The organism is Streptomyces sp. PA03-6a (assembly GCF_033792765.1).
Classification (GTDB): Bacteria; Actinomycetota; Actinomycetes; order Streptomycetales; family Streptomycetaceae; genus Actinacidiphila.
Window position 1 is genome coordinate 1 of the sequence record NZ_JARAVK010000400.1, and the last position, 5,444, is coordinate 5,444.

7 protein-coding genes and 1 pseudogene are annotated in these 5,444 nt (G+C 73.1%); all 8 read right to left on the bottom strand.

Annotated features, from left to right (window positions below):
* Window positions 1-187 (bottom strand): annotated as a pseudogene (locus PV350_RS44030) (hypothetical protein); the annotation flags it as partial.
* A gap of 254 nt (window positions 188-441) precedes the next feature.
* Entirely contained in the window at window positions 442-801 is a 360-nt protein-coding gene (locus tag PV350_RS44035; RefSeq protein ID WP_500338992.1) for a hypothetical protein, read from the bottom strand.
* 7 nt (window positions 802-808) lie between these two features.
* Window positions 809-1,450 carry a DUF1349 domain-containing protein gene (locus PV350_RS44040; RefSeq protein ID WP_500338994.1) on the bottom strand — a complete coding sequence of 214 codons (642 nt, stop codon included), beginning with the start codon at window positions 1,448-1,450 and terminating at the stop codon, window positions 809-811.
* Window positions 1,451-1,580: 130 nt separating this feature from the next.
* Window positions 1,581-2,810 carry a PP2C family protein-serine/threonine phosphatase gene (locus tag PV350_RS44045; protein ID WP_499509271.1) on the bottom strand — a complete coding sequence of 410 codons (1,230 nt, stop codon included), beginning with the start codon at window positions 2,808-2,810 and terminating at the stop codon, window positions 1,581-1,583.
* A 9-nt stretch (window positions 2,811-2,819) separates the two neighbouring features.
* On the bottom strand, window positions 2,820-3,671 hold the full coding sequence (locus tag PV350_RS44050; protein ID WP_500338996.1) for a PP2C family protein-serine/threonine phosphatase: 852 nt from the start codon (window positions 3,669-3,671) through the stop codon (window positions 2,820-2,822).
* A gap of 54 nt (window positions 3,672-3,725) precedes the next feature.
* Entirely contained in the window at window positions 3,726-4,292 is a 567-nt protein-coding gene (locus PV350_RS44055) for an NADPH-dependent FMN reductase (RefSeq protein WP_499509269.1), read from the bottom strand.
* Window positions 4,293-4,444: 152 nt separating this feature from the next.
* Entirely contained in the window at window positions 4,445-4,903 is a 459-nt protein-coding gene (locus tag PV350_RS44060) for an ATP-binding protein (RefSeq protein ID WP_499509268.1), read from the bottom strand.
* Window positions 4,904-5,007: 104 nt separating this feature from the next.
* On the bottom strand, window positions 5,008-5,439 hold the full coding sequence (locus PV350_RS44065) for a response regulator (protein ID WP_499516702.1): 432 nt from the start codon (window positions 5,437-5,439) through the stop codon (window positions 5,008-5,010).
* Between the last annotated feature and the right edge of the window lie 5 nt (window positions 5,440-5,444).

Consider the following 5,444-nt stretch of genomic DNA (forward strand, 5'->3'; position numbering starts at 1 on the left):
CGCCGCCACCGTAGCCGCCGCCACCACCGCCGTGGCCGCCGCCACCGCCGCCGCCACCGCCGTGTTCGGCGTAGCTGACTGCTGAGGCCGGTGAGCTCGTCGGTGCCGCGACGGCCGCTGAGGCCGCACCCCCAAGGGCGAGCGCGAGGCCTGCCATTGCGGCGAGGGGCCACTTGGAAATACGCATGAGAACTCTCCTAGCCCGGTCGGTTCCTGGGCGTGGACGAGGTTCAAAGGCCACTGCGCCGGACGGTAAGAGCGGCGCCCCACCGCTCTGCGGGTTCTGAGATCCCGCAGTCAAGTAGGTGATGTTCGAAATGTTGCCTTTGCCACTATTTGTCCACGCACCCCACGCTGCGACTGCCAGGTCGTGACGTCAAGGAGCGAGCCTGGTAGTGCCACTACCAGGCTCAGGGGGAGGGGTGCCGAAGGGCGGGGACGTCAGTCGCTCGGCGAGTCGTCGTCGAAGGGCTCGTCACTCCACCGGAACCAGGCCCGGTCGTCCTCGATGTGCAGCAGGAACTCGGCCACGGGCCCCGAGGGCGAGCGCAGCGACACCGCTCGCCGGACCTCGTCGTACGCCGCCTCCCACGCGGCCCACGGCTCGTCCTCCTCGGCCGGCGCGGTCATCGCCGTCTCCATCAGGGCGAGCTCGCGCGCGAACAGCGGCCGGACCCGGTCGAACGCCGGGGTGGGCGCGAACCGCCCCGACAACCACGGGAAGTCGGCCTCCTCGACCGTGATGTCCCCGACGGGTTCCCCGTCGCTCAGCACACGCCAGATCCCGCCCACGAACCCCATCGTGTCCTCACCGGCCCTCGGTGGCCTCGGCGCCCGCCTGCTGCGGCTCCTCATGCGGCTCCTCGTGCAGCGCCGAGTCGGCCACGCCCCGGGTGAAGCCCGTGAAGGCCACGCGCAGCCCCGCGCGTTCGGGCGAGCAGCAGAAGGGCCCCGCGGTGGCGGTGGCGTCCGGGGCCAGCGGCGCCAGCCGGACCAGCCGCCAGGGACCATCGTCGCGGCGGGCACGGATCGTGACGGCGTCACCGGAACGGCTGGCGCGCACGGTCACCGCGTGTCCGGCCCAGTCGGGCACCGGCGCGAGCGACCAGTCGGACACCCCGCGGGTGACCACCGCGCCGAGGTGCGGCACGCCGTCGGACATCTCGATCCCGGCCTTGACCCAGTTCTCGGCGTCGACGCGGATCATGAGCCCGGCCTGGTCGTACAGCGTGTCGAAGTCCGAGCGGAACGTCACCTCCATCGACGTGCCCCCCGGGAAGGCGGTGAGCAGGGCGTGCCCGTCGTCGCGTACGAAGCCGTAACCGGTGGTGCGCCAGAAGTCGCTGCGGTCACGGGTGGTGACGAGCATCCCGGATCCGTCCGCCGTGGCCTCCCGCGGGGTGTTGAGCCACGTGGCCTCGTCCCAGTCGATCGGGCGCTGCTCGTTCATGGACCGTCCTTCCGGTCGGGCGGGCCCCTGGGCAGGGTGCATCGGGGCCGCCGGTCGCGTGGGCGGCCCCAGCGTAGATCAGCGCTCCGACAGCGGGAGACGGCCGGGGGTGACGGGGCGCGAGGGCGGGTCATTCCCGCTCGGGGCCGAAGGGCGGCACCCTCGTGGGGCGACCGGGTTCCGGGCCGCCGGACAGGGCCGAGGGCCCGTCGACGGTCCGTGGTTCGTACGACAGGCCGAGACCCAGCGGCTCCCGCCGTACGGTGATCAACGCCGCGTCGTCGCCGAGTCGGCCCCCGCAGTACAGGAGGAGGTCCTCGCGTACGTGCCGCACCAGGTCCTCCGGGGTCTGTTGACCCGGCCACGACGCGATGCGCTCGGCGAGGGGGTAGAAACGGCCGGACGCGTCACGGGCCTCGGTGACGCCGTCGGTGTAGAGCAGCAGCATGTCGCCGGGTGCGAAGGGGAAGGTGTCCACGCCCGGGTGCGAGGGCTGCAGCAGCCCCAGGCCGATGGGCGGCGCGGGCTGCGTCGGGTCGAGGGGCGCGAGGCCGTCGGCGGCCAGCCGGAACGGGGACGGGTGGCCGCAGTTGAGGATGCGGACCTCGGGACGGTCGTCGGGGAAGTCGACGAGGATCGCGGTGATGAACGACTCGACCGCCGAGTCCTCCTCCAGGCCGTCGGCGCAGCCCTGCGCCGCCTTCCAGGACACCGTCGCCTCCAGGTGCGCGTACATCGCGGGCAGCGGCGGGGCCCGGTAGGCGACGCTGCGGAACGCCCCCAGCAGCAGTGAGGCGTCGCCGATCGCCGGCAGGCCCTTGCCACGGACGTCCCCGATGAGCAGCCGGGTGCCGCCGGGCGTGCGCACCGCCGCGTACAGGTCGCCGCCGATCCGGGCCTGGTCCTCGGCGGCCTGGTAGTCGAAGGCGATCCGCAGCGGGCCGATGCGCTCCGGCAGGGGCTGCAGGACGACCTGCTGCGCGGCCTCCGCCACCGAGCGCACCTGTTGCAGCTCCGCCTGGTGCCGTTCGCGCAGCCGGCAGAAGAGCACGGTGAGGGCCGAGACGAGGACGAGCGCGATGATCTCGCTCTGCCGGTACGACGTGGTGATGGTGCCGTCGGCCACCGACACCACGGTGAGCGACGCCACCGCCAGGGCCCCGATGAGGGCGGTGAGCCGGAGCCCGCCGAACGACGCGGTCAGTGCCGGTGCCACCACCAGGAGCGGTCCCAGGTGCCCCTCCGTGGGGATCACCAGGTCGCTGATGACGATCGCCACGATCAGCAGCACCGGGACCGCGATCAGGGCAGGGGTCCGCTCGGCTGACCAGTACGTGCCTGCGCGTGGTGCAAAACGCATATCTCTTGCTTACACCCCTCCCGTCGCCCCCGCCCGTGGCGGACCGTCGGCGGGAACGGGGAGGAGCAGCGCCGTCACATTGTCGTGCCCGCCGGCGTCGAGCGCGTACCCGACCAACGAGCGCGCGCCGTCCAGTGGCCCGCCGCCGCGGGAGCCGGGTGCGGAAGCCAGCCGGGCCCGCAGCGCCTCCGCGCCGGGTAGGTACCGCCACAGCCCGTCGGTGCACAGCAGGAGACGGCCGGGCACGGCCGGCCGGCTGCTGCGCACCCGCGGTACGGGCTCGCCGTTCCCGGCGCCCAGCCAGCCGGTGAGGACGTCGAGTTCACCGGTGTCGTCCTCGGTCAGCGCGATGGCCAGGCCCTCGTCCGGCAGCCAGTACGCACGGCTGTCACCGATCCACGCACACCACAGGCCGTCCGGACCGGCGACGCCCGCGACGAAGGTGCAGGCCGGTGCGTCGTCCGGTGCCACGGCGAGTGCCGCGACCGCGCGTCCCGCGCGCCCGGTGGCGTCCTCGAGCGCGACCTCCGGCACGGTCCCCGCCCGCAACGCCGAGGCCAGCGCGTCCGAGGCGACCTCGGCCGCGAGCCGGGCCGCCCGCTCCGACCGGGGTGACATGGACACGCCGTCGCACACCACGCCGATCGTCCATGCGCCGGCCGTGGTCACGGCCATCGCGTCGGCGTTCACCTCACGCCGCTTCCCCCGGTCGCTGACGCCCGCCGCGCCGCCCGCGGCGACCTCCACCCGCGACCGGAACGCCGCCTGGGCGACACCGCAGTCCCAGCAGTAACCGTCCGGGGCCACCGTCCCGCCGCAGCGTTCGCACGCCGGCGTACCGCCCCCCTGTCGTCCGTCCATGACAGGACCCTACGAGGGGCCGTGCGCTACGGGAGGGGCAGGGCGGGACCGAGGTCAGGACGGCGTGCGGCGCAGCGGCTCCAGGGCCTTGGTCCAGGCCAGGACCTCGTCGAGGACGACGCCGAGCTCGCCCGCGCGGCGCGGGCCGGGCTCGAAGCGGCTCATGTCGGCGAAGTCGCGGAAGAGGGAGAGCGCCACCTGCGCACGCACGGTGGCCACCCGCAGCTCGGCCATCACCAGCCGCAGGTGCTCCACCGCGCGGCTGCCGCCGACGCTGCCGTACGCGACGAACCCGGCCGCCTTGTTGTTCCACTCGGCGAAGAGGTAGTCGATGGCGTTCTTGAGCGCCCCCGGGATCGAGTGGTTGTACTCGGCCGTCACGAAGACGTAGCCGTCGAAGGAGCCGATCTTCTCCGCCCACGCGAAGGTGTGCGGCCGGCTGTACTGGCCCAGCGACGGCGGCAGCGGTTCGTCGAGCAGCGGGAGGTCGTAGTCGGCGACGTCCACCAGTTCGTACTCGGCGTCGCCGCGCAGCGCGGCGTTCTCGTACACCCACCGGGCGACGGCCTCGCCGAGGCGCCTGGGGCGTGTGCTGCCGAGGATGATGGCGATCCTGGTCATGGCGTTGCTCCTGGACGGTCCTGTTCCGGTGGCCGGGCGGGGCGCCGGAGGCGGTGGACCGGCGCGTGAGGCACCTTCCATGCGCTCCCGCCGGTGAACCCGGCCGGGCCGGGGGTTCACCCGATCGCCGTGACGGCGGGGCGTGCCGCGGCTCAGCGGGTCCGGGGCTCCAGGGAGATGCGGACCGTGATGCGCTTGCCCACCGGCTGCCGCTGCACGTCGTAGCCCTCGCACAGGGCCAGGATGATCTCCAGGCCGTGCTGGCCGATCCGTCCCGGCTCGGCGGCGCGGGCCAGGGGCAGGGTGCTGCTGGTGTCCCACACGGACACCAGCAGCGTCGCCGTGTCGACGTCCACCTCGAGGTCGAGCAGACCGGGGCCCGGAGCGTACTTGCAGGTGTTGGTGATCAGCTCGCTGACGACGAGCTGTGCGGTCTCGACCGTCTCCACCGGTACCGGGACGCCGTGCTCGCCCTGGACGCGGGCGAGGAACCCGCCGGTGAAGCGCCGCGCCGCGGAGATCGCCTCCGAGTCGCCCTCGTGCGCGAATCCGGCGTGGATGCACGGCCAGTCGGCCAGGTGGGCGGGGTGGCCGTCCAGCCTCGGTTCCATGGTGGTGCCTTTCGTACAGCTTCCCGGCCGGCCGCGCTCAGGCGCGGCCAGCCGTCCGTCTACCCCGTTTTCCGCGACCGACGCTCATCGTCTTCCGGTCGCGTTCACTGGCGGGGGAGCTTGGTGACGGTGTCCAGGTAGAAGGCGTCGATGCTGTGCACGGCGCGCTCGAAGTCGTCCAGGTTGACCGGCTTGGTGACGTAGGCGTTGGCGTGCTGCCGGTAGGCGCCGGTCACGTCGTCGGGCGCCGCGGAGGTGGTGAGGACGACCACCGGGACCGCACGCAGTTCCTCGTCGTTCTTGAGGATCGAGAGCAGCTCGTGGCCGTTCATCCGCGGCATGTTGAGGTCGAGGACGATCAGGTCGGGGAGCCGGTTGGCCGGGTCGCGCAGGTACTCCAGCGCCGCGAGGCCGTCCTCGACCTGGGTCAGGTTGCGGGCACCGCGTTCGGCGAGGGCGTCCCCGATCAGCATGGCGTCCGCGGGGTCGTCCTCGACCAGCAGCACGTCGTGGGGGCGGGCGGGGGCGATCATCATCATTG